Origin of the sequence: Amaricoccus sp. W119 (assembly GCF_047275745.1) — a bacterium.
In the GTDB taxonomy this organism is placed as follows: Bacteria; Pseudomonadota; Alphaproteobacteria; order Rhodobacterales; family Rhodobacteraceae; genus Amaricoccus.
The window spans coordinates 1-23,545 of sequence record NZ_JBKQWU010000026.1 but is presented as its reverse complement, the minus strand read 5'-3'; the positions used below and the strand labels follow the sequence as shown (position 1 = coordinate 23,545).

Genomic DNA, 23,545 nt, shown 5'->3' with positions numbered 1-23,545 from the left:
GAGTTTCGATACGCAACTCGCAACTCACGGTCCACCGCGCCCAGATCCCGAGCCCGGCGACCGCGTCGCCGAGCTCGATGGCGGCGACGGCTGCCGCGTGATCCGTCGTCCGGGTTCAGCCAAGCAGGCGCCGGGCGAGCAGGGCCGCGCAGCGGGCCGTGCGGTCACCATGATCGCGCGGCGGGCAGAGTTCGACGATATCGGCCAGCCTCACCTTGCCCGAGGCGAGGGTTCGCGCGACCAGCCCCTCGACGACATGGAGCGGCACGCCGCGGGCGGCGGTGGCGCTGACCCCGGGGGCCTGCGCGGCGGGCAGCACGTCGAGGTCGATTGTCAGGTAGATCACGTCGCTACGCGCGCTGAGCGCGTCGATCACGTCGAAGCCCGCCTCGGCGCTGGTCTGCAGGGCGTGATCCTCGACGATCGCCACATCCCAGTCGCGGGCGCGCGCCCGCAGCGCTTCCGTATTCGATTCCTCGGCGAGCCCGAGCACGGCGTAGTCGAAACCGTCCGGGTCCGCCTGCCGGATCTGGTGGAACGGCGTGCCCGAGGACGGGCCCGATGGCCCGATGGCGCGGATGTCGAGATGCGCGTCGATATTGACGATGCCGATCCGGGCGTGGGGCATGGCGCGACGCAGGCCCCGCCAGCTCCCCCAGGCGGTCTCGTGACCGCCGCCGAGGACCACGACGCGCGGGTAGCGCGCGACGAGCGGCGCGAGATGCTCGGCCAGCGCCTGTTGGCCGGGGGCCGGATCGTCGCCGGGGACCACCAGGTCGCCCGCGTCGTGAAAGCCGCGCGGCTGCCGGGGAGCCGCGAGATTGGCCAGCGCCCCGCGGATCGCGGGAGGTGCCTCGGCGGCGCCGGGGTTGCTCTTGTTGCGCAGGACACCCGCGTCGCAGGCGAAGCCGATGAGCGCGGAGCCGGCGTCGTCGCGCCCGGCCAGATGATGCATCCTGAGGGCCAGGTCGCCGTCCTCCGGATCACCGCGTCCGGTCCAGGGCTGTGCGTTGCGATGTTCGATCATGGTTTCAACCGATGCATGTCGTTGAGCGAGGCCGGCGCGCGCCGGCCTCGCCTCTTGTCAGCCGAGGATGCCGGGCAGACGGAGCCCGTGTTCCCGCGCGCAATCGAGCGCGATGTCATAGCCCGCGTCGGCGTGGCGCCAGACACCCGAGGCGGGGTCGTTCCAGAGCACCCGCTCCAGCCGCTTCGCCGCCTCGGGCGTGCCGTCGGCGCAGATGACGACGCCCGCGTGCTGCGAGAAACCCATGCCGACGCCGCCGCCGTGATGCAGCGAGACCCAGGTCGCGCCCGAGGCGGTGTTGACCAGCGCATTCAGCAGCGGCCAGTCCGACACCGCGTCGGAACCGTCCTTCATCGCCTCGGTCTCGCGGTTCGGCGAGGCGACCGAGCCCGAGTCGAGATGGTCGCGGCCGATGACGACGGGCGCCTTGAGTTCCCCGCTCGCCACCATCTCGTTGAACTTCAGCCCGGCCCGGTGGCGGTCGCCGAGGCCGATCCAGGCGATCCGCGCCGGCAGGCCCTGGAAGGCGATGCGGTCGCGGGCCATGGCGAGCCAGCGGTGCAGGTGCTCGTTCTCGGGGAACAGCTCCTTGATCGCCTGATCGGTCTTGTAGATGTCCTCCGGATCGCCCGAGAGCGCCGCCCAGCGGAACGGGCCGATGCCGCGGCAGAAGAGCGGCCGGATATAGGCGGGCACGAAACCGGGGAAGGCGAAGGCGTTCTCCAACCCTTCCTCCAGCGCGACCTGACGGATGTTGTTGCCGTAGTCGAGCGTCGGCACCCCCGCGTTCCAGAAGCCGACCATCGCCTCGACATGATCGCGCATCGCGGCGCGCGCGGCCCGTTCGACGGCCTTGGGCGCGATTTCCTGCTTGGCGCGCCATTCGGCGACGGTCCAGCCCGTGGGAAGGTAGCCGTGGACCGGATCATGCGCCGAGGTCTGGTCGGTCACGATATCCGGCCGGCCGTTCGGCAGCGGCTCGCCCGCCTTCATCCGGCGCAGGATCTCGGGGAAGACCTCGGCCGCGTTGCCGATCAGCGCCACCGATTTCGCCTCGCCCGCCTTCGTCCAGCGCTCGATCATCGCCAGCGCCTCGTCGAGCGTATGGGCCTTGTCGTCGCAGTAGCGGGTGCGGATGCGGAAATCCGCGCGGGTCTCGTCGCATTCGACGGCGAGGCAGCAGGCGCCGGCCATGACGGCTGCCAGCGGCTGCGCGCCGCCCATCCCGCCGAGACCGGCGGTCAGGATCCACTTGCCCCTAAGGTCGCCGCCATAGTGCTGGCGGCCGGCCTCGGCAAAGGTCTCGTAGGTGCCCTGAACGATCCCTTGGCTGCCGATGTAGATCCAGGAGCCGGCGGTCATCTGGCCGTACATGGCCAGACCCTTGCGGTCGAGCTCGTTGAAATGGTCCCAGGTCGCCCAATGCGGCACGAGGTTGGAATTGGCGATCAGCACCCGCGGCGCGTCGGCGTGCGTCCGGACGACCGCGATCGGCTTGCCGGACTGGACGACCAGCGTCTCGTCGGCCTCCAGATCCTTCAGCGTCTCGACGATCTTGTCGAAATCGGCCCAGGTGCGGGCGGCGCGGCCGATGCCGCCGTAGACGACCAGCTCATGCGGGTTCTCGGCCACGTCCGGGTGCAGGTTGTTCATCAGCATCCTGAGCGGCGCCTCGGTCAGCCAGCTCTTGGCCTTGAGTTCGGTCCCGGTGTCGGGACGGATCTCGCGGATGTTGTGGCGTGGATTGTTCGACATTGGAGTCCATCCTTTGTATTGATGTCGTTGAAGAAGCCGGGCCGGGTCAGAGGACCATGGCCGCGATCCAGCCGGCCGCGAGCAGCGGCAGGTTGAAGTGCAGGAAGGTCGGGACTACGGTGTCCCAGATGTGATCGTGCTGGCCGTCGGCATCGAGGCCCGCGGTCGGCCCGAGTGTCGAGTCGGAGGCGGGCGATCCCGCGTCGCCGAGCGCGCCCGCCGTGCCGATCAGTGCGACCGTCGCGAGCGGCGAGAAGCCGAACTCGAGGCAGAGCGGCACGTAGATGAGCGCGATCACCGGGACGGTCGAGAAGGAGGAGCCGATCCCCATCGTGATCAGAAGCCCGACCGCGAGCAGCACGAAGGCCGCCATCGCCTTGCTGTCGCCGATGAGCGCGGCGGAGCCTTCGACGAGCGCCGGAACCTCGCCCGTGGCCTGCATCACGGCGGCGAACCCCTGCGCGGTGACCATGATGAAGCCGATCAGCGCCATCATCCGGAGGCCGAGCACGAAGACGTCATCGACCTCGTTCCAGCGGAAGAACCCGCCGAGGCTGAGCAGAGCGAAGCCGACCAGCCCGCCGATCAGCATCGATCCGAGGATGAGCTGGGTGATGAGCGCGATGACGATCGCAAGCAGGCTGAGCGTGATCTGCTTCTGGCTCATCGGCGGATGGGCCGGCTTCTCGTCGCCCGCGATCTCGCCGATCTCGCGGATCTTGTAGGCGCGCGGCCGCCGGTAGGAGATGAGGACCGCGAACATCAGGCCGACGAGCATCCCGAGCGCGGGGATCAGCATCGCGAGCGGTACGGTGGACGCGGCGACGGCGAAGCCGTGGGCTTCCCCCGCGATGTTGATGTTCTTCGTCAGGATGTCGGTCTGGTAGACCGCGCCGAAGCCGACCGGGAGCAGCATGTAGGCGAAAATGAGCCCGCAGGTCAGCGCGCAGGCCGCCGCCCGCCGGTCGAGCTGGAGTCGGTCCATCACCTCGAGGAGCGGCGGCACCAGGATCGGGATGAAGGCGATATGCACCGGCACCAGCGTCTCGGCGAGCGTCGCCGTGACGAGGAAGGCGCCGTAGATCACCATGGCGGCGTAGAGGTTGCCGCTCGCGCTGCTCTTGGCCCCGACCAGACCCGCGATGCGGCTCGCCACGAGATGCGTGAGACCGGACCGCGACAGCGCGACCGCGAAGGCGCCGAGCATCGCATAGGAGAGCGCGATGTTCGCGCCATTGCCGAGGCCGGCCTCGAAAGCGTCGACCACGTCGGCGAAATTCATTCCGGCGGCGGTCCCGCCGATGAAGGTCGCCACGATCAGTGCCATGATGACTGGTACCCTTATCAGGACCAGCAGCATCATCGCGGCGACGGCCAGTACGATGGCGTTCATGAGATTTCCTCCATTTTTCTTTCCTCCCATTCCGCCACCCGCCCGGAGGCCGAGCGGGGGCGGCCGCCCCCCCGCGGCATGCGCGGGGGCGTCTCATCGGACAGCGATGGGGTCGGGTCAGTAAGCGGCCGTGATCCCGGCCGCCTCGGCCAGTACGCCGTCCTCGACCATCGCCTGCGCGGCGGTCAGGTCGGGGGCGAGATAGCGGTCCTCGCCCATCGTCCCGATGCGCTGGCGGATGGTCTCGATCACGCGCGCGATCGGCGCGGAAGTCCGGAGCGGCGCGCGAAATTCGATCCCCTGCGCCGCGCAGATCGCCTCGACGCCGACGATGACGGCGAGGTTGCGGGTCATGAGTCCCAGACGGCGCGCCCCGTGGGCGGCCATGCTGACGTGGTCTTCCTGATTGGCCGAGGTCGGGGTCGAGTCGACCGAACACGGCGCGGCCAGATGCTTGTTCTCGCTCATCAGCGCGGCGGTCGTGACCTCGGCGATCATCAGGCCGCTGTTGAGGCCCGGCTGGGGCGTCAGGAACGGCGGCAGACCGAAGCTCAGCGCCGGATCGACCATGAGTGCGACGCGGCGCTGCGAGATGGCGCCGATCTCGGCGGCGGCGAGCGCGATCTGGTCGGCGGCGAAGGCCACCGGCTCGGCGTGGAAATTTCCGCCCGAGATGATCTGCCCGTCCGACAGCACCAGCGGGTTGTCGGTCACCGCGTTCGCCTCGGTCAGCAGCGTCCGGCCGGCGAAGCGCAGCAGATCGAGCGCGGCGCCGGTCACCTGCGGCTGGCAGCGGATGCAGTAGGGGTCCTGCACCCGGAGATCGTCCTCGCGGTGGCTCTCGCGGATCTCGCTGCCGTCGAGCAGGTCGCGGGTGATCGCCGCGACCTCGATCTGGCCCGCATGGCCTCGCAGTGAGTGGATGTCGGGATGCATCGGCGCGGTCGAACCCATGATCGCGTCGGTGGACATCGCACTCGTCACCAGCGCGGCCCTCGCCGCCGCCCAGGTCCGGAAGAGTCCGATCAGCGCCAGGGCCGTCGAGAACTGCGTGCCGTTGATGAGCGCGAGCCCCTCCTTGGCGCCGAGTACGACCGGGGTCAGACCCGCGCGGGAGAGCGCCTCGCCACCCGGCAGGCGTTCGCCCTCGAATGCCTCGCCATGCCCCAGCATCACCGCCGCCATATGCGCGAGGGGCGCGAGATCGCCCGAGGCGCCGACGCTGCCCTGCTCGGGCACCATCGGCATGACACCGTGCGCGAGCATGCTTTCGATGAGTTCGACGACCTCGATCCGCACGCCCGAGGCGCCGCGGCCGAGGCTGAGCAGCTTCAGCGCCATCATGAGCCGGACGGCGGGGAGCGCCAGCGGCTCGCCCACGCCGCAGCAATGCGACAGGATCAGGTTGCGCTGGAGCATCGCGGTATCCTCGGGCGCGATCCGGACCGAGGCGAGCTTGCCGAAGCCGGTGTTGACGCCATAGACGCCGACATCGCCGGCGGCCGCCGCGGCGATCATGCCGGCGGAGGCGAGAATGCCGGGCCGGGCCGCCTCGGCGAGACGCGCGGGAAGGTCCTCGCGCCAGATGGTTTCCAGTTGGTCGAGCGTGGCATCGCCCGGGACAAGGGTCAGCATTTCACACCTCCGAAATAGCGTGCGTGCAGAGGATTGAAGCCGATGCGGTACGTGAGCTCGGACGGGTGATCGATGTTCCAGACCGCGAGATCGGCGCGCATTCCGGGCGCGAGGACGCCGCGGTCGGTCAGCCCGAGTGCGCGGGCCGCGTTCGCGGTCACGCCGCGCAGGCATTCCTCGGGCGTCATGCGGAAGAGCGTCGCGCCCATGTTCATCGTGAGCAGGATCGAGGTCAGCGGCGCGGTTCCGGGATTGCAGTCGGTCGCGAGCGCCATCACCGTCCCGGCCTTCCGGAACTCGGCGATCGGCGGCACTTGCGTCTCGCGCAACGTATAGAAGGCGCCGGGCAGCATCGTCGCCACCGTCCCCGCCTCGGCCATCGCCCGCGCATCCTCGGCATCGACGTATTCCACGTGATCCGCCGAGAGCCCGCCCCGCGAGGCGACGAGCCAGGCCCCGGCCTGATGCGAGAGCTGCTCGGCGTGGAGCTTGACCGGCAGTCCCAGTTCCGCGGCGACATCGAAGAGCCGTGTGATCTGCGGGATCAGGAAGGCGATGCTCTCGCAGAAGCCGTCCACCGCGTCCACGAGCCCCGCCTCATGCGCGGCGCGCAGTCCGGGGATCGCGACCTCGGTCACATAATCGTCGGGGCGGCCCTTGTATTCCGGCGGCACGGCGTGGGCGGCGAGCCAGCTCGTGACGATCCGGACCGGCCGTTCCCTTTCGAGCCGCCGGGCGGCGCGCAGCATCCGGATCTCGTCCTCGATCGTCAGCCCGTAGCCGGACTTGACCTCGACGGTTCCGACGCCCTCGGCCAGCAGCGCATCGAGCCGGGGCAGGGCGCTCGCGACCAGCGCGTCCTCGTCCGCCGCGCGGGTGGCGGCGACGCTCGACAGGATACCGCCGCCCGCCCGCGCGATCTCCTCATAGGACGCGCCCCCGAGCCGCATCTCGAACTCGCGCGCGCGGTCGCCGCCGTGGACGATGTGAGTATGGCAGTCGATCAGCGCCGGGGTGACGACGCGTCCGCCCAGGTCATGCCGCTCCGCCGCCACGAAATCGGCGGGGATGTCGCCGATCGCGGCGATCCTGCCATCCTGGACGGCGATCTCCTCATCCCGGAGGGCATAGCCCCGCGGCCCCTCGGCGCAGGTCAGCAGGCGCGCATTGGTCAGAATGTAACGAATCATCGGGCTCCTCCTTGCCAATATGTATAGTCATATTATCAAAATATGTCCAAACATAATTGAGGATGGTGAAACATGCCGGCGGCCCATATGATCGCGCCATGAAGCGCCACGATGAGATCCGCGAAGAAATGCTGCGCCGCATCAACGACGGCGAATGGCCGGTCGGCGCCGATATTCCGCATGAGTTCGAGCTGACGGAGGAGTTCAACGCGTCGCGCGGCACGGTCAGGCGGGCGCTGTCGACGCTGGTCGAGCAGGGGCTGATCGAACGGCGCAAGCGCGCCGGCAGCCGCGTGGCGCGGCGCACCTCCCAGACCTCGAAACTGAGCATCCCGCTGATCCGCGAGGAGATCGAGAACCGCGGTCACGACTATTCCTACCGGCTCCTCGAACGGGAGGTGATGGCGGGGACCGGCGCGCGGGCCGGGCTGCTCCGGCTGACCTGCCTGCATCTCGCCGATGGCAGGCCGTTCCAGCTCGAACACCGGACGATCAATCTCGATGTGCTTCCCGGCGCCGCCGATCAGCCTTTCCGCGCCGCCGGCCCGAACGAATGGCTGGTCCGCGAGGTTCCCGCGACCCGCGTCATCACCCGGATCTCGGCGGCGGCGGCGGATGCCGATACCGCCGAGATCCTGTCAGTCGCCGAGCGCGATCCGTTGCTCGTCGTGACCCGCGACACCTTCCTCGGCGACGCCCATCTGACCGAGGCCCGCCTGTCGCATCCGGCCCGGAGCTACGAGGTCACAACCGTCTCGATCTGACGGTGTCGGGCAGCGCGTGCCGCCGCTGACACAAGGCCGGCCGGTATAGAGACCGGTATAGAGAACGGAGGCGCCGCCGAGCGCCCGACCGCCGATGGCCGAGGTGATCCGCGGGCGGGACCCCCCGGCGCTACGCCTCCTCGCGGACGAGGGCGCGCAGGATCTCCTCGAAGGCGCGGGGCGCGGGTTCCTCGGGCGCGTTCCGGGGCCGGGTGATCCCGATCGGCGCGGCGGCCGCCGGGAAGGGTGTCCGGACCTCGCGCAGTTCCGGGCGCAGGCTCCGGAGCCGGCGTTCGCCATAGGTCAGCATCGCGGCGGAATTGCTCTCGACCAGCATCTGCTCGGCCGCGCCGAAGGACAGCATCTCGCAGGTCTGCGTCGGCGGCGTGAGCCGGAAAGCTGCGAAGACCGCCTCGAAATGCGCGCGGACCGGGGTTCAATGCGGCGCCACCACCCATTTCGTGGCGGCGAGCGCCGCGAGATCCTCGCCCGCCGCCCGCAGCGGATGATCGCGCCGGGCGACGACCGTGAACCGTTCGTCATAGAGATGATCCTCGATCAGCCCTTCCGGACAGTCGCCCCCGCGCAGCACGCCGACGATCCGGTCGATCTCGCGCCGGCGGAGCGCCTCGACGAGACCGTTGTAGCTGCCCGGCACGCAGGCGAGGCGCACGTTCGGATGCAGGTTCGTGAGCCGGGCGAAGCTGCGCGCGATTAGATCCTGGCCCGAGAAGGGCAGCATGCCGATCGAGACCCGCCCCACCACCGCGCCGTTCAGCTCACCCAGTTGTTCGGGCAGGAGGCCGAGGAGATAGGCGATCCGGCCGCTCAGCGCCGTGAGCTCATGGGCCGGGGCCAGCGGAGCCATGCCGGAGGCCCGCCGCTCGAAGAGTTCGACCCCGAGGCGCTTGGAGAAATCGGACAGCGCGCGGCTGAGTTCGGGCTGGCCCCGGCCGAGGCGTTTCGCGGCGAGCGTCACGCTGCCCTCCCGCGTCACGGCCTCGATGGCCTGGAGATGGACGTTTCGCAGGTTGAGCCGGAGCCGGAGCCCTTCGCGGCCGAGTTCGCGATCGGGGAAGATCGTGCGCTCGGAATTGTCGATCGCCGCGATCACCGCGCGGCAGACGCGCGCCGCGACATCCCCGGGCGGCGTCGTCTCCGCCCCGGACCAGCCGCGCGAGAACAGCGCCGTGCCAAGCATCCGCTCCGCGGAGGCGATGAGGCGCGAGAGCGTCGGTTGCGTGGTGTTGATGAGCTCGGCGGCGGTCCGGAAGCTCCGGGTCCGCGCAACCGCGTCGATCGCGAGGATTTCGCGGATTTCGAGGGCGGGTTCGGGCGCGGCCTGGGACACGACCTGGGACGCGGTTTGGGGCGGGCGGTTCACTGGCATCATGCCGGATCTGAATGGCAGAGTCGATTTCCGCTATATCATCCGCCCGCCGGGCGGTCGAGCATGGGCCAACCGGTCGTCGCCGGCCGCCAGGTCGCATTATGGCGGAATTGCGATGGTCTATCCTGAATTCGCATAAGCCTCGCCGGTCGGGCCCGTCTATAGCTCCATGACAAAGGGAGGAGCCACGTTGACAGCCACCACACCCACAGCCATGACACAGCCGGCGGCCAGCAAGTATCTCAATGCCGAAATCATCGGCCGCCGCGACCTCACCGACCGGATTTCGGAATTTCTCATCGGCGCGGCGGATGGCTCCGCTCTGCCGCCGGGCGAGGCCGGAAGCCACATCGAACTGCGCTTCGGCGGCCCGGCCGGCCGCTTCCTGAGGCACTACTCGCTCGTCGGGCCGCTCTCGCCCGAGTACGAGCCCGGGTACGCCCCCGAGCCCTTCTGGCGCATCGCCGTCCAGCGCGAGAACCGCTCCCGAGGCTCGGCCTTCATCCACGCGACCTTCCGCGAGGGGACCCGGCTTCAGGTGTCGCGGCCGATCGGGACCTTCCGTCTCGGCCGGGACGCGCCGCATGTCCTCCTGATCGCGGGCGGCGTCGGGATCACGCCGATCGTGCCGATGACGCGGTCGCTCAAGTTCCGCAAGCGCCCGTATGGCATGTTCTACGCCGGCCGGAACCGGAGCGACATGGCCTTCGCCGAAGCAGTGGAGGCGATCGGAGGTGACCGCGTCACGATCCACGAATCCGACCGCTCCGGTTTCCCGGATTTCGAGGCGGTCCTCGCGGCCCAGCCCGAAGGCACCGTCGTCTACATCTGCGGCCCCGGCCCGATGATCGAGACGATCGCGGCCGCCGCCGAAAGGCTCGGATGGTCGCCAGAGCGGGTCCGCTACGAAGTCTTCAACGCCGCGCACCGGCCCGAGGACACCGGGCTCGATGTCGAGCTCCGCGATGGCCGGGTGATCCATGTCGGCGCGGGCGTCACCATTCTCGACGCGCTCGAACAGGCGGGCGTCGACACGCTCTCCGACTGCCGCCGGGGCGAATGCGGTCTCTGCCTGACCGAAGTCGATCCAGGCGAGGCGCGGATCGACCACCGCGACAGCTTCCTCAGCCCCGAGGAGCGGGCCGAGGGACGGCGGATGTGCATCTGCTGCTCGCGCATCTCGAACGCGGCGACGCTCAAGCTCGATATCAGATAAGAGGACAGACCCCATGGGAACGATTGACCGCAAGATCCAGGAAGAGAACGCCATCTTCGAGGCGATGGCGCCGGGTGGCGGCGATGATTTCGCCAATTACGCCACGCCGCTCGTCCGGAACTGCTGGTACGCCGCCGGCCGCTCCGCCGAGATCGGCCGCGTCCCGCTCGCGCGCCGGCTGCTCGGCATCGATGTCGTGCTCTACCGGACCGGGGACGGGCGCCCCGTCGCGATGCGCAACCGCTGCCCCCACCGCTCCTTCCCGCTCGCCAAGGGCAAGCTTGAGGGCGACACGCTCGTCTGCGGCTATCACGGCATGGCCTTCAACGCCGACGGAATGTGCGTGCACATGCCGGCGCTGAACAGCGCCCCGGCCTCCGCCGCCGTGCGTACCTTCCCGGTCGCGGACCGCGGCCCGATCACCTGGATCTGGATGGGATCGCCGGACCTGGCCGACGAGGGGCTGATCCCGGAGCTGCCCTGGCTCGAGGATACGGACTGGGGCACGGTGACCGGCGATTTCCACATCAAGGCCGACTACGTGGGGATGCACGAGAACCTGATCGACCAGACGCATTTCCCGTTCCTGCATCCCGACACGGTGGGTACGCCCGAATATGCGCGCTCGCGCCTGACGGCCGAGGTGGATGGCGATCAGGTGGTGATCCGGCGCCGGCTCGACAACGCGCCGCCGCCCGCGGTCTACGGCAAGCCCGCCAATATCATGCACAAGCGCGTCACCCGGACCTCGGAGGCGCGTTTCGTCAGCCCCGCCGTGCACCGCGCCTATGCCGAGATCATCGATCCCGCCCCGGAGGGCGACGAGCCGGAGCGCTACCGCTACTACATCACCCACATCTTCACGCCGGAGACCAACACGTCGATCCACTACTGGTGGTTCAACTCCCGCGATTTCAAACCCGCCGATCCCGGGATCGACACCTTCCTGCGCGAAGCCTCCGCCAAGGCCTATTACGAGGATGTCGAGGCGCTGGAATGGATCATGGAAGTGGTCAAGCGCGACGAGGAACAGCAGTTCGACATGAGCTTCGCGCCCGACCGCCCGGGCCTGATGGCCCGCAGGATCATGTACCGCAAGGCGATGACGGAGGGCCGGCAGGGGAGCGCGGCCCGGTAACGAAGCTGAGGACCAGCGAGACCAGCGGGAAGGCCGCGCCGGGTCCCCGGCGCGGCTTCGTCGTGTCCGGGGGGGGGGGAGGGCGTCCCCGGGACTAGTCCGGTTCGGGGAAGGATCGCGGGCGGAAGTCTTCCAGCCGAATGATCGGGGAAACCGGAGCGGAATCGTTCATGGTTCGATCCATAAATCACATGATGCGCGCCATGATGCCCATATTTGGCGGATATGAATTGTCATACCGACGATTATGGGCTATTTATCACTCAAGAAACCAATAATCATTCCATAAATGAACGATCTGGCGGGAGGACCCAAATGCATGCGCCTTCGTTGAATGCCTCCGGCGCGACCCCGACAGGACGGGCGCCGATCTACCGGCTCAGCATCATGATGCTGCTGGAGTTCATCGTCTTCGGCTCCTGGTTCGCGACGCTCGGGCTGGTGCTGGCGACCAACGAGCTTCCGATGATCATCGGCACCGCCTATTCGCTCGCGGCGGTCGCGGCGATCATCTCGCCGCTCTTTCTCGGCGCGCTCGGCGATCGGTTCTTCCAGTCACAGCGGCTGCTCGGCTTCCTGCATGTCGCAGGCGGGCTCGTGCTGCTCTGCGTGCCCTCGGCGGTGGGGGCGGGCAATGCCGGCCTCGTGCTGCTCCTGATCCTCGGATACATGATCCTCTTCATGCCGACGCTCGGCCTCACCAATGCGATCGCCCTGGCGCATCTGGCCGGAAACGACCGGATCTTTCCCTACATCCGGGTGTTCGGCACGGTCGGTTGGGTGGTCGCGGGGCTCTTCGTCGGCGGGCTCGGGCTTTCCGCTTCGACCGGCGTCTTCGTGGTCGCGGCGGTCGCGAGCTTCGCTTTCGGCGTGTTCTCGCTCGTCCTGCCCCGCACGCCGCCCCCGGCCAAGGGCGCCAAGCTCGCGCTCGGCGACATCATCGGCGCGCGCGCCTTCGTGCTCTTCCGGAAGCGGAACTTCACCGTGCTGATCGTCTGCGCGCTGCTGACCTCGATCTCGCTCGGCGTCTACAACACCTTCGCCTCGCCCTATCTCGCGGCGCTCGGCATCGAGAATGTGGCGGGCGTCCTCGCCATCGGCCAGGTGTCCGAGGTCGTCTTCATCGTGACGATCCCCTTCGCGCTGGCGCGGCTCGGCATCAAATGGTCGATCCTGCTCGGCATGGGGATGTGGGGCGTGCGCTTCGTGCTCTTCATGCTGGCCGCCGACGGCCAGGCACCGCTCGCGATCCTCGGGGTGGCGCTGCACGGGATCTGCAATGACTTCTTCCTGATCCTGAGTGCGATGTACATCGACCGGCAGTCGCCGCCGGAACTGAAGAACCAGGCGCAGAGCCTCCTGATCCTCGTCGTCTCCGGTCTCGGCTCTGGCATCGGCGCGCTGGTCGCGGGCGTGATCTTCGGCCGGACGGTCGCGGCGAATCCGGCGGCGGTGGCGGCCGACTGGTGGCCGGTCTGGTCCTTCCCGATCGGCTGCGCGATCCTGACAGCCATCATCTGGACCCTGTTCTTCAGGCCGGAGCGGGAGCCCGCCGCCGCGACGGAGACGGCCCAAGCCTGATCGGTACGCCTTGCAGATCATTCACGAAACACCGCCTCGGGCGGGAAGGGTAAAGCAGATGTTCGAGAAATTCCTGATCCGCGAAGACAGCCTCTGCAACGAGACCCGCGACGGCGAGGTCGTCGGCTTCAGCCTCGCGGTCCGCAACGCCAACTACCGGGGCGTGTTCCTCTCGCTCCACAACGGCTATTTCCTCGAGATCGACGGCGTCGATTATCCGAGGAGCGTCCAGAGCTTCGAGATCAACGGCGTGCCCCCGCGCTCCTTCGAGGAGATCAGGACGGCGGTCTGGGAGCATTGGGACTACGACGACGAAGGCATCCTGCATGTCGCCTGCCCCGGCGGGCTCGGCGCGGGCGCCCATGTGATCCGGTTCCAGCAGTCGGTGCTCGCGGCCTATGGCTACCGGCCGACGGACGAGGACTGGGTGCGCGACCCGCCCCGGCCCGGAACCGGCGCGGGCTCGGACAAGGCGCCCGAGATTGTCACCTACACGATCGAACTCAACGCGGCGGAGACTCTGTGATGTTCAAGCTCGGCGTTTCCTTCTACAGCTACCAGCAGTCGCAATTCTTCAAGGAGCTGATGCTCGAGGACCAGATCCGCGAGCTGAGCCGGAACTTGCCCGGCGCGGACGGGGTCGAGATCATCGACGAGATGTCGCTCCGCCGCTACCCCGACCCGGGCGAAGCCTTCATCGAGACCTGGCATGGCTGGATGCGGGACTATGGCACGGTGCCGGTCACGATGGATGTGGGCATGGACGTGCTCCAGTTCCGCGACCATGTGATGACGCATGAGGAATGCGCGGAGCGGCTCCGCTCGGACATCCGGCTCGCGAAGCGCCTCGGCTTCCGGAACGTGCGCGTCCTCTCGACCGCGCCGATGGATGTGATCCTGCGCGCGCTGCCGGTGGCGGAGGAACTCGACATCCGGATCGGCCGCGAGGTGCATCAGCCGATGCCGCTCGAAGGCGCGCAGGTCACGGAGATCGTCGATTTCGTCGAGAAGACCGGGCGGAGCCATCTCGGCATCGTCCCCGATTTCGGCATCTTCCAGTTCCGCCCCTCCGAGGTGATGCTCGACTGGTTCGTGCGACGCGGCGCCCGTCCCGAGGCCTGCGAGGCCGCGGTCGATCTCGCGCTGATGCTGAGGGATGGCAACGCGCCCTTCACCGCGATCGACATGTCGACCGAGACCGCCGGCAATATCCGCTCCGACCTCAACCAGTTCCTCAATTCGGGCGATGCGAAGCCGAGCCTGCGTCCAGCCTTCGAGGGCGTGCGCGCCTTCACCGAAAGCCGGATCGCGAACCCCAACCGCATCGACCATGTCGTCGTCGCCGAGGCGCTGATGATGTCGGGCACCTCGCCCGACACGCTGCGCCAGCTCGTCCCGCATGTCGTGAGCGTCCACGGCAAGTTCAACAACATGTCGCTCGTCGAGGGGACGACGGATCAGTTCCACGAGCTTTCGATCGATTACGCGGGCGCCATCGGCGCGCTCCGGGACGGCGGCTACGAGGGCTATGTGAACACCGAATACGAGGGCCAGCGCTACTTCCAGGACCGCGATCGCGCGCATCTCGAGAACGAGGTCGAGCAGGTCCGCCGGCACCAGTCGATGCTGCGCCGTCTGGCGGCGTGAAGCGCTGCCGGAGGGAGGTGAAACCATGAAGATCAACGTCAAGCGACGCGACCTGCTCGCCGGCGCGGGCGCGAGCCTGCTGGCCCTGAGGCATTTCGGCGCGGCGGTCGCCTGGGCGGAGGATGGAAGGACCATGACATCGACGGGACTGAAGACGATCGCCTTCGTCGGCGCCTACGCGGACGAACGGGGCAAGGGCGGCGGGATCACCTCGTTCGCGGTATCCCCCGGCGGCGAGGAACTGACGGTCATCGAGCATGTGGATGAGCCGGGCGAGGCGGGATTTCTCGCCTATTCCCCGCGGTACAAGGCGCTCTATTCGGTTGACGAGCGCAAGACGGACGGCAGGGGCCCCCAGGGTCCGGCGGCGGGCGTCCATGCCTTCTCCGTCGAGCCGGGCACCGGCAAGCTGGCGGCCCTGAACGCGGTCGTGACACCCGGGCCCTTTCCCACCTACCTGTCGATGAACGAGGCGGCGGGGCTACTCTTCTCCGCGAACCACGGAAGCTTCGAGCATGTCGAGCATGTCAGGAAGCTCGACGACGGAAGCTGGGGGGTCGAGTACCTCTATGACGACTCGACCGTCGTCATGCTCGGCATCGGCTCCGACGGCCGGCTCGAAGGCATCCGCGATCTGGTGGTCGTCGAGGGACATGGTCTCGACCCCAACACCTCGCCACAGGCGGGCGGTCACGGACAGGCGAGCGCGCACGCCCATTCGGCCGTCGTCGATCCTTCCGGACAATGGCTGCTTGTCGGAGACAAGGGCACGGACGAGATCCGTGTCTTCAGCGTGGCGGACAGGCTGACGCTGGTCAACTCGTTCAGGATGCCGGACCAGACCGGCCCGCGGCATATCGTGTTCGACCCGTCGGGCGACCGGTTCTACGCGACGCTCGAATTCGCTTCCGGCATCGCGTCGTTCAGCTTCGACAGGGCGAACGGCGCGATCGCGCTGATCGACCGGAAGAGCTCGGTCGCGGCGGAATTCGAAGGCCTCAACGAACCGGCCGACCTGCGGCTCCATCCCAACGGCGGGTTCGTCTACGTCAACAACCGCGGCGAGGACTCGCTCGCCTGGTTCAGCATCGCGGAGGGCGGCCAACTCCGGCGCGAAGGGCACGTCCCGCTGGCCAAGTCCGTGCATCCCGGCCTCGCCGCGCGGAGCTTCGCGTTCGACCCCGCGGGCTCGTTCGTGCTCGTCGCGGACCGGCCGGCGAACGCGGTCCTGGCCTATCGCGTCGATCCCCGGACCGGCGGGCTCACCAGGATCGGCGAGACGCCCGTCTCGTCCCCCGCCTTCGTCGCCTTCGCCGAAGTTTGAGACCGCCGGATGACCTGACCGCCGTTCACCCCGAACGCCCGGCGGTGGCGACGGGCGCGCGATGCGGACGGAGGCGCGGGTCATCGACGAGAAGCCGATCACCGTCGACGACGAGGACCGCGGCCGAGGGCCGGTCCGCGTCGCGGACCGAGAAAAACCTGAGGGGTCCCGTCCGAGGTCTCCCTCTTCTGGGATGGATGGAGTTTCGACATGACCAAGATCGATGCGCTGGTGATCGGCTCGGGCGCTTCCGGCAGCTTCGCCGCCAAGGAACTGACCGAACGCGGGCTCAACGTCACGCTGCTCGAATTCGGCCGCGACATCACCGAGGCGGATTTCAAACCCAATTTCAAGGGGCCGGGCGAGAAGGGCATCCAGCTCTGGGCGCGGGCGCAGGCGGCCGTCACCGGCCAGCCGACGCAGTCGAAGGTGGCCTTCTACGGCAAGCAGCTCAAGCACCTCTTCGTCAATGACCGCGAGAACCCCTATTCGACCCCGCCCGGCAAGCCGTTTCTCTGGATACGCGGCAAGCAGCTTGGCGGTCGGCTTCATACCTATGGGCGCATGTTGCTGCGCTGGACGGACTACGACTTCAAGGCCGCCTCGCGTGACGGATATGGCGAGGACTGGCCGATCTCCTACGAGGAACTCGCGCCCTATTACGACCATGTGGAGGAATTTCTCGGGATCTACGGCGGTCAGGACAATGTGCGCAACCTGCCGAGCGGCAAGTACAAGGGCGCCTCGAAGCTCACCGGGGCGGAGGCGGCATTCAAGGCGGCGACCGAGGCGCGCTGGCCCGACCGGCATCCCGTCGCCTGGCGCTACATGCCGCCCAATGCGAGGCGCGTGCCGCAGCCGATCCTCGCCGCGCGCGAGACCGGCCGGCTGACGACCCGCCCCAACGCCGTCGTGCGCCGCATCCTGACCGATCCGGGCACGGGCAAGGCGACCGGCGTCGAATATGTCGACCGGCTGACGCGCGAGGTCCGGACCGTCGACGCTCCGATCGTCGTCGTCTGCGCCTCGCCGATCGAATCGGTGCGGCTGCTCCTGAACTCCGCCTCGCCCAAGCACCCGAACGGGATCGGCAACAGTTCCGGCGTGCTCGGCCGCTACTTCATGGATCAGGTGCCGAGCATGATCATGGGCACGATCCCCGGCCGGAAGGGCTTCGAGCTCGACGACACCGTGCCCTCCGACCCGTTCTATGGCGTGACCGGCGGCGTCTACGTGCCGAGATTCGAAAATCTCGACACCGTGACCAACGACGACTTCCTGCGCGGCTATGCCTATCAGGGTACTGCCGGGAGGCTGGTCGCGCGGCCGGAGAGCGATGCGAAATACGCCTTCATGGGGTTCGGCGAGATGCTGGCGAACCGCGAGAACTCGGTCTCGCTCCATCCGCGCCGGAAGGACAGGTGGGGCATCCCGATCCCGCATATCAGCTGCGCCATGGGCGAGAACGAGAAGAAGATGCTCCGCGCGCAGGTGGCTTCGATGAAGGAGATGGTCGCCAACGCCGGGTTCGAGGTCGAGTTCAGCGGTTCGGCGCTCGGCCTCGAGGAAGGCCCGAAGGGCGCTTTCCCCGAGGCCGATCCGTTCAGCCGGTTCCTGTTCCGCCAGAACTTCACCGGCAGCATGTCGATGGGCGCCGCGATCCACGAGAGCGGCGGCGCGCGCATGGGAAGCGATCCGGCGACCTCGGTCTTGAACGGGAACAACCAGTGCTGGGACGCGCCGAACGTCTTCGTCACCGACGCGAGCAGTTTCGCGAGCAGCGGCACGGCGGGCACGACGCTCACGATCATGGCGCTGACCGTCCGCGCCAGCGCCTACATCGCCGATCAGTACGCGCGGGGAAATCTCTAGCACCGCCGGCGTCGGGGACCATGCGTCGCCGGGCCGGGTTGACCGACCGCGGTCCCCGCTGTCTACCGGAGCTTCGGAATACGGATCGAGGGCATGAACGTGGCAGGCACGACCCGGCGGAGCCGCAAGACCGGCAATGTCGATCTGGTGATCGAGACGCTGCGCTCCGACGGCCCCTCGTCGCAGGCGGCGCTCTCGCGCAGGACGGAACTGGCGCCGGCGACGATCAACAACATCGTGCAGGCGCTCCGCGCCGATGGAGTCGTAGAACTCAGGCGCGTCAACGGCCGCGAGGCGCTGGTCGAACTCACCGCCGGGCGGAGCGCGATCGTCTCGATCCGCGTCGGCGCCTCGTCGGTCGAAGCGGCGTGGCTCGACTTCGCGGCGGAGACCCGGTTCGACGCCGCGCTGCCGGGGAGCGGCGGCCCCGAGGCCGTGATCGCGCTGATCCGCGCGCTCGGCGGTGAGGCGGCGCGGAGGCCGGTGAGCGCCATCGCCCTCGGCGTGGAGGCGCCGATCGACCGCGCCACCGGGGCCATCGCGCCCTGGGCCGCGGCCCGGCTCCCCGGCTGGAGAGAGGTCGATATCCGGGCGATCCTGGAGCGCGCGTTCGAGGTCCCGGTCATCGCCGACAACGACGCCAATTTCGACGCGCTGGCGGAATGGACCTGGGGGGCGGGCAGGGGCGCGGACTGTTTCCTGAACGTCACCTGTTCCGAAGGGATAGGCAGCGGCCTCATCATCGACGGCAGGGTTCACCGCGGCGGCGACGGCATGGCGGGACAGATCGGCCATATGGTGGTCGAGCAGGGTGGCGCCGTCTGTTTCTGCGGCAACCGGGGCTGCCTCGCGACGGTCGTCTCGGAACGGGCGATCGTCCAGAGCCTGCGCGGCTCGGATTCGGAGCGGGAAACGCTGCGCGAGATCGTGGCCGCGGCCGAGGCGGGCGACGCCGCCTGCCAGCGCGTCCTCTTCGAATCCGGCCGCTATCTCGGGCGCGCGCTGGCGAACGCGGCGAAGATCATCGCGCCGAAGGTCGTCTGCGTCGGCGGGCTGCTCGGGAATGCGAAACCCTTCGTGCTCGACGGGCTCAATTCGAGCATCGAGGTCACCACCCACCGCGCCATCTCGCCATCGATCGAATTCACCACGAGCGAACTCGGACCGGACGCGCGCCTCACCGGCGGCGTCGCGGCGGCGCTGCTCGCGATCGGACAAGGCGTCAGCGAACTCGCGCCGTGGATGATTGCCCGCACGGCCACCCGCCCGCCGCCGCTCGCCGCCCCGGAGCCCGCCGCGCGCGCCTGACAGCCGCGGTCCCGCGCGACGATTCCGACACCAGGCGGTGCGGATCGACCCGCCGGCACTCATGAGGCCGAGAGTCAGTCTTATGTTGTCAGAATGTCACCTTCCACAGCCGCGAACAGGTCCGGATCGGAGAGTTCCGGGAAGGTCACGAATCCTCTCTGCCCCGCGCTCAACCCGGACATCCGCGCCGCGTGGGAAGGTCGGGCGGCGCCCCAGTGGGCGCCGCTCTACGTATTGACCCGGGTCAGGCGATCGCGGCCTTCCGGGCGTCCTTGCCGATGAGCTGTCTCGCGAGGTCTTCGAGCGAGACGCCCTTGGTCTCCGGCATCATGAATGCGACGAACAGGAGTTGCAGCACCATTGTCGCGGCGAAGATCGCGAAGACCGCCGCCGGCCCGATCGTGCCGAAGGCGACCGGGATGAAGGCCGGAACCGCCGCGGCGAGCAGCCAGTGCACCGAGCTTCCGAAGGACTGGCCATAGCCGCGCAGCCGGTTCGGGAAGATCTCCGAGATGAAGACCCAGATCACCGTGCCCTGTCCGATCGCATGGCTGGCGATGAAGAAGAACAGGAAGAACGGCACCCAGAGCCCGCCCCAGCCGAGACCGAATGCGAGCGCTACCATCGTGAGCGAGAAGATGTAGCCGATCGAGCCGATATACATCAGCGTCTTCCGCCCCACCCGGTCGATGAGATAGACGCCGATCCCGGTCGCTATCATGTTGACCGCGCCGACGCCGATGCTGCTCAGAAGCGCCGTGCTTTCGCCGAGGCCCGCCTCCTGGAAGATGCGGGGCGCGTAGTAGAGGATCGCGTTGATGCCCGACATCTGGTTGAAGAAGGCGATGAAGAAGGCCAGCATCAGGATGAAGCGGAAGCGCTTGTCGAAGATGGTGACATCGCCCGCCTTGGCTTCCTCGTCGATCTCGCCCTTCATCTGCGCGAAGGCCGCGTCGATGTCGCGGTTCGGATCGGCGAGCATCAGCACCTGCCGCGCCTCATCGAACCGACCCTGCATGATGAGCCAGCGCGGGCTGCGCGGGATCGTCATCGCGAAGAAGGTATAGGCGATCGCCGGAACCGCCTCGATCCCGAGCATCCAGCGCCACGCGCCCTCGCCGATGCCGCTCAGCAGGTAGTTCGAGAAGAAGGCGACGAGGATGCCGAAGACGATGTTGAACTGGTAGAGCCCGACGAGCTTGCCGCGGTGCGCCCGGGGCGCGATCTCCGAGATATAGGCGGGCGCCGCGATCGTGGAGGCGCCGACGCCGAGGCCGCCGACGAAGCGGAAGAAGGCGAAGCTGTAGGGGTCGCTCACCACGGCGCAGCCTATGGCGGAGACCGTATAGAGCACGCCGATCCAGATCAGCGTGGTCTTTCTGCCGTATTTGTTGGTCGGATAGCCGCCGACCAGCGCGCCGACGACCGTGCCCCAGAGCGCCATCGCCATCACGACCATGCCGTGGAACAGGTCGGAGCTCTGCCAGAGATCCTGAAGCTGCTGGTCGGCGCCGGAAATCACCACCGTGTCGAAACCGAACAGGAATCCGGCCAGCGCCGCGGTGATGGACCAGATCCATAGTTGCTTGGGCATGTGCTTGGTCTCCCCCTTTTCCCCGACCAGACGGCTGGACTCCCGGTTCGGAGATACCGCCGGGACGCGAGCGCAACCGGGCCCTCTTGGCAGTCGGGCCCCGCTCGTCATGTCGTAGCAGCCGTCGAGTCGCTTCTTGCGAGCCTGCTACCCCGCCCAGGCCAAGGCAAGCGACACGCGCGTCGTATTGCGATAATTGCCCCGTCCGCCGAGCCAGCGCCAATCTTGCGTCAAGCCCGGATGCGCCACGCTCGGGTCATGACATTCCGCCTGACCGCGGCAGGCCGGCCACCTTGGCCGCCAACCGCGTCGAGTCTTCCAGCAGGCATACCGACCTGCAATGAAGCCGGGGAGCGCGATGGATAGAGGGCGCCGCCATCCTCGGCGGCCCTCGGCGTTGCCATACGCTGGTTCCGGGAGGCGGGAGGCGGGTCCCGGCGGTCCACTGTCCGCGGATGTGCGCCGCGACCTGGCTCGCGTGGTCCCGCTGTTCGCGCCGACGATCGCTCAGGCCGTCGTTCCGCTCATGACGCGGCTGGCTCCCTCGAACAGGCGGGCGAGGTGCCTCTCCACCGAGGTCGCCGCGTCGATCGGCACCTCGACGGAGACGGCCGCCTCCTCCGGCACCGCGGCGAGCAGGTCCGCGAGCGGCAGGTCACCCTCTCCCGGGGCGAAGCGTCCGGCGCGCGCCTCGGCGATCCTCGCCTCGTCGTCGCCGGGCGCGGGACCCCGGACATCGCAGAGCTGCGCGTGACGGATCAGCGCCGGCTCCGCGGCGGCGAGGTCCGCGAGCGCGCCGCCGTTCCGGAAGAAGTGGAGCGCGTCGACCAGCACGCCGCCGTTCGGTGCCCCGGCGGCCTCGACCGCGGCGATGCTGTCGGCGAAGCCGCGAACCGCCCGCCAGCCCATGTTCTCGAGATCGACCGCCATGCCGACCTCCGCCGCGACGGCGCAGAGCGCGGCGAAACGGTCGGCGAACCGGGACGGGTCGGGATCGTCGCCGCAGACGCTGAGGCGGCGCGCGCCAAGCTCCGCCGCGTCCCCGAGCACCGGGCGGACGGACGCGGGATCGAAATCCGCGCCGATCACGACGAATTCGATGTCATGGAGCGCAAGTCCCGTATCGTCGAGCCGCAGGCGAACCTCGCGCGCCGCCGGGCCGCCGGCCCGCAACGTATAATACGGCGCGCCGGGAAAGGCCGGGAAAAGGCGAAATCCGACCGCGCCGAAACCCGCGGCCGCCGCGCGCGTCACGAATTCGGCCGGTTCGACACCGATCGCCGAGAAATGCGCGAGACCTATCGGTCGCCGCCGCGAATCCGTCATTCATCCCTCCATTGATCTTCCCGCGCCACCCCGGGCGCGGCCCCCGGACACGGCGGCGCCTCTATTCGATACCCTGCTCGACGAGATGCCGCCTGAGGTTGGTCGCGGTGCGCGCGAGATGCTCGCGCAGCCGGTCGCAGGCATGATCGGCGTCGCGCGCGACCGCCGCCTGCGCGATCTCGCTGTGCTCCATCATCACGTTCCGATCGCCTGAGGTCCGCCGAAGAAAGGTCCGCCGATAGCGATCGTTGAGATTGAGCAGCATCGAACAGAACCGGAGCAGGATCGGCATGCCGCTTCCGGCGATCAGCGTCAGATGAAAGGCCCGATGCACCGCCTCCCAAGCTTCCAGCGACCCGGGCCGGGAAGCGTCGCGTACCGTCCGGTTCACGAGATGCAGCGCCCGCATCACCTCGCTCTCCCAGGCGAGGTCGCCGCGCGCGATGGCCTCCCGCAACGCGTAGGTCTCGAACTGGTCGCGCAGCCGCGCGATCTCCTCGAAATCGGCGAGCGAGACCGGCGCCACCCGATAGCCGCGATTGTCCTCGAAGCGCACCAGTCCGTCCGAGATCAGCCGTGCCAGTGCCTCGCGCAACGGGCTGAGGCTGACCTGGAACCGGGTCTTCTCGGCGTCGAGATTGATCTTGGAGCCGGCGGGGATCGCACCCGAGACGATCGCCTCGCGGAGGCGGCCGACGAGCTGGCTCGAGATCGTGTTCTTGCCGTCCTCGCCCGGCAGGCTCGCCATCGCGCCGAGCTCCCGGAGCATGGACGCGGTCCTGGCCGACATGGCGTTTCTCCTCGCGTCATCGACGCAGATACGTATAAACGATGATCTATGTCAACGCCAAACCGGCTTACATCCTGTCCCGGGCCGCTCTTTGGGCAAATTTTGCAGGCAATGCATGATAATATGTGCATTATCGCATAAGATCAGGCACGCACGGTGCGGTACGCTCAAAACCCGCCCAGCGATACTTGACAGAAAATCGATTATCTGACACACAGCCCTCGTCCATCGAACAAAAGGGAGAGCCATGGCGATCAGGACCGAAGCGGATGTCACCGAAGCCGTCGTGAAGGTGATGGAACGGACCGAGGACCCGCGCCTGCGCGAGATCATGGTCGCGCTCGTCCGGCATCTGCATGGCTTCATCCGCGAGGTGCGCCTGAGCGAGGAGGAATTCCGCGACGCCACCGCGCTCCTGAACGAGATCGGCAAGCTCGCGAGCGACACGCACAACGAATTCGTACTGATGTCGGGCTCGCTCGTCCTCCGCCCCAGGGTTTCTTGAGACATCCCAGACGGCTTAATTTGGGCCGACGGAGGTGTTGAGATGGGTGAGAATGAGCACGGAGGAGCTTCGAGCGCGGAGACCTCGGAT

Annotated in this window: 20 protein-coding genes; 10 read left to right on the top strand and 10 right to left on the bottom strand. The window is 68.2% G+C overall.

Translation table 11 applies throughout. The features are described 5' to 3' along the window. Positions 1 to 115 precede the first annotated feature (115 nt). The 5 genes from hutG to hutI all read right to left on the bottom strand — a co-directional run bounded on the left by hutG (position 116) and on the right by hutI (position 7,000). Positions 116 to 1,027 (bottom strand): formimidoylglutamase, encoded by a 912-nt coding sequence (hutG, locus tag ACLJK8_RS13670; RefSeq protein ID WP_413150843.1) that lies wholly within the window; start codon positions 1,025 to 1,027, stop codon positions 116 to 118. Positions 1,028 to 1,084: 57 nt separating this feature from the next. Next, on the bottom strand, positions 1,085 to 2,782 hold the full coding sequence (gene hutU / locus ACLJK8_RS13665) for a urocanate hydratase (protein WP_413150842.1): 1,698 nt from the start codon (positions 2,780 to 2,782) through the stop codon (positions 1,085 to 1,087). Positions 2,783 to 2,828: 46 nt separating this feature from the next. Next, the gene (locus tag ACLJK8_RS13660; protein ID WP_413150841.1) at positions 2,829 to 4,175 is read right to left on the bottom strand and encodes a Na+/H+ antiporter family protein; all 1,347 of its coding nucleotides are present in this window, start codon (positions 4,173 to 4,175) and stop codon (positions 2,829 to 2,831) included. 117 nt (positions 4,176 to 4,292) lie between these two features. Further along, positions 4,293 to 5,810: a histidine ammonia-lyase gene (gene hutH / locus ACLJK8_RS13655; protein ID WP_413150840.1), complete on the bottom strand. Its 1,518-nt coding sequence runs from the start codon at positions 5,808 to 5,810 to the stop codon at positions 4,293 to 4,295. Next, positions 5,804 to 7,000 (bottom strand): imidazolonepropionase, encoded by a 1,197-nt coding sequence (gene hutI / locus ACLJK8_RS13650; RefSeq protein WP_413150839.1) that lies wholly within the window; start codon positions 6,998 to 7,000, stop codon positions 5,804 to 5,806. Before hutI ends, hutH begins: the two co-directional genes overlap by 7 nt. Positions 7,001 to 7,098: 98 nt before the next feature. Between hutI and ACLJK8_RS13645 the strand changes: the two genes are divergently transcribed. Next, on the top strand, positions 7,099 to 7,764 hold the full coding sequence (locus ACLJK8_RS13645) for a GntR family transcriptional regulator (protein ID WP_413150838.1): 666 nt from the start codon (positions 7,099 to 7,101) through the stop codon (positions 7,762 to 7,764). 130 nt (positions 7,765 to 7,894) lie between these two features. Here the strand turns inward: ACLJK8_RS13645 and ACLJK8_RS13640 are convergent, their stop codons facing one another. Together ACLJK8_RS13640 and ACLJK8_RS13635 are read right to left on the bottom strand one after the other, a co-directional pair. Beyond that, positions 7,895 to 8,128 (bottom strand): hypothetical protein, encoded by a 234-nt coding sequence (locus ACLJK8_RS13640; RefSeq protein ID WP_413150837.1) that lies wholly within the window; start codon positions 8,126 to 8,128, stop codon positions 7,895 to 7,897. Between the two features lie 72 nt (positions 8,129 to 8,200). Then, on the bottom strand, positions 8,201 to 9,115 hold the full coding sequence (locus tag ACLJK8_RS13635; protein ID WP_413150836.1) for a LysR family transcriptional regulator: 915 nt from the start codon (positions 9,113 to 9,115) through the stop codon (positions 8,201 to 8,203). A gap of 229 nt (positions 9,116 to 9,344) precedes the next feature. On the opposite strand from ACLJK8_RS13635, the gene ACLJK8_RS13630 reads away from it, so the two are divergent. The 8 genes from ACLJK8_RS13630 (at position 9,345) to ACLJK8_RS13595 (ending at position 19,240) form a co-directional block, all read left to right on the top strand. After that, positions 9,345 to 10,370: a PDR/VanB family oxidoreductase gene (locus ACLJK8_RS13630; protein ID WP_413150835.1), complete on the top strand. Its 1,026-nt coding sequence runs from the start codon at positions 9,345 to 9,347 to the stop codon at positions 10,368 to 10,370. 13 nt (positions 10,371 to 10,383) lie between these two features. Next, entirely contained in the window at positions 10,384 to 11,508 is a 1,125-nt protein-coding gene (locus ACLJK8_RS13625; RefSeq protein WP_413150834.1) for a Rieske 2Fe-2S domain-containing protein, read from the top strand. 315 nt (positions 11,509 to 11,823) lie between these two features. Next, positions 11,824 to 13,089 (top strand): MFS transporter, encoded by a 1,266-nt coding sequence (locus tag ACLJK8_RS13620; protein WP_413150833.1) that lies wholly within the window; start codon positions 11,824 to 11,826, stop codon positions 13,087 to 13,089. A 58-nt stretch (positions 13,090 to 13,147) separates the two neighbouring features. Continuing rightward, entirely contained in the window at positions 13,148 to 13,615 is a 468-nt protein-coding gene (locus ACLJK8_RS13615) for a DUF6379 domain-containing protein (protein ID WP_413150832.1), read from the top strand. Then, entirely contained in the window at positions 13,615 to 14,736 is a 1,122-nt protein-coding gene (locus ACLJK8_RS13610) for a sugar phosphate isomerase/epimerase family protein (RefSeq protein ID WP_413150831.1), read from the top strand. Before ACLJK8_RS13615 ends, ACLJK8_RS13610 begins: the two co-directional genes overlap by 1 nt. Positions 14,737 to 14,761: 25 nt before the next feature. Beyond that, positions 14,762 to 16,060 carry a lactonase family protein gene (locus tag ACLJK8_RS13605; RefSeq protein ID WP_413150830.1) on the top strand — a complete coding sequence of 433 codons (1,299 nt, stop codon included), beginning with the start codon at positions 14,762 to 14,764 and terminating at the stop codon, positions 16,058 to 16,060. Between the two features lie 210 nt (positions 16,061 to 16,270). Further along, positions 16,271 to 17,932, top strand: coding sequence for a GMC oxidoreductase (locus ACLJK8_RS13600; protein ID WP_413150829.1), 1,662 nt, complete (start codon positions 16,271 to 16,273; stop codon positions 17,930 to 17,932). Between the two features lie 93 nt (positions 17,933 to 18,025). Then, positions 18,026 to 19,240 (top strand): ROK family protein, encoded by a 1,215-nt coding sequence (locus tag ACLJK8_RS13595; RefSeq protein WP_413150828.1) that lies wholly within the window; start codon positions 18,026 to 18,028, stop codon positions 19,238 to 19,240. A gap of 244 nt (positions 19,241 to 19,484) precedes the next feature. On the opposite strand, the gene ACLJK8_RS13590 is transcribed toward ACLJK8_RS13595, so the two are convergent. The 3 genes from ACLJK8_RS13590 to ACLJK8_RS13580 all read right to left on the bottom strand — a co-directional run bounded on the left by ACLJK8_RS13590 (position 19,485) and on the right by ACLJK8_RS13580 (position 22,950). Further along, complete coding sequence (locus tag ACLJK8_RS13590) at positions 19,485 to 20,834, bottom strand: sugar porter family MFS transporter (RefSeq protein ID WP_413150827.1); 1,350 nt, start codon at positions 20,832 to 20,834, stop codon at positions 19,485 to 19,487. Between the two features lie 507 nt (positions 20,835 to 21,341). Continuing rightward, positions 21,342 to 22,160, bottom strand: a complete 819-nt coding sequence (locus ACLJK8_RS13585; RefSeq protein ID WP_413150826.1) for a sugar phosphate isomerase/epimerase family protein — start codon at positions 22,158 to 22,160, stop codon at positions 21,342 to 21,344. Between the two features lie 61 nt (positions 22,161 to 22,221). After that, on the bottom strand, positions 22,222 to 22,950 hold the full coding sequence (locus ACLJK8_RS13580) for a GntR family transcriptional regulator (RefSeq protein WP_413150825.1): 729 nt from the start codon (positions 22,948 to 22,950) through the stop codon (positions 22,222 to 22,224). Positions 22,951 to 23,197: 247 nt separating this feature from the next. Here ACLJK8_RS13580 and ACLJK8_RS13575 point away from each other — a divergent pair, with 247 nt between their 5' ends. Further along, entirely contained in the window at positions 23,198 to 23,455 is a 258-nt protein-coding gene (locus ACLJK8_RS13575) for a dioxygenase (RefSeq protein WP_413150824.1), read from the top strand. Positions 23,456 to 23,545: the final 90 nt, after the last annotated feature.